The sequence below is a fragment of the Nocardia sp. 852002-20019_SCH5090214 genome (assembly GCF_001665865.1).
Classification (GTDB): domain Bacteria; phylum Actinomycetota; class Actinomycetes; order Mycobacteriales; family Mycobacteriaceae; genus Nocardia; species Nocardia nova.
Genome location: NZ_LZMK01000125.1, coordinates 1 through 604, shown reverse-complemented (window position 1 = coordinate 604; position 604 = coordinate 1). Strand labels below are relative to the sequence as shown.

1 pseudogene is annotated in these 604 nt (G+C 66.4%); it reads left to right on the top strand.

Annotated features, from left to right (window positions below):
* Positions 1 to 42 precede the first annotated feature (42 nt).
* A pseudogene (locus tag A5780_RS11000) lies at positions 43 to 604 on the top strand (hypothetical protein); the annotation flags it as partial.

Here is a 604-nt window from a genome sequence, read left to right as displayed (position 1 = left end):
CACCACGACGACACCATTGATCACATCGGCTCCAAATTCGCGATGTTGATCCGCGGCTTGATGCAGGACGTGTTGACCCGCGCCAATGAGAGTGCCCGGCGTCGCCGTGAGGCGTTGAAGGAGCAGGAGCAGCGCGACGCGAAGAAGGCTCGTGAGCAGGCCGCGGCGCTCGCCGCGCAACGCAAGGCCGCCGAGACCGCGCTGGAGAAGATACGCAAGACGGGCTGGGATCGCCTGTCGCGCAGTGAGGTCGCGGTCGCGCTGCACGAGGCTGTGACCTGGTCCGAGGAGTCCGACACCGCGCGGCGCGCGGCGGTCGAGCTGGCCAGCCACATCAAGCAGCGGTGGGGTGTGGAGGTCGACCTGTCCAGCGGGAAGGTCACCGTCGACGAGGACATGACCCCGAAGCTGGCGGCGAAGATGGCCGCCGCCGAACAGGAACGCGCCGCCAAGTCTCGTCTGGCCACCGCCCAAGACCGGCTGGTGGAGATGATCGCGGCCGAGGACATCGACGAATCGGTCAAGCAGGAGCTGTACGCCCAGATCGAACAGTGGCGCAACGAGCCCAGCGTGAACAGCCTTTCGGCGTTGACGAAGAAGATGC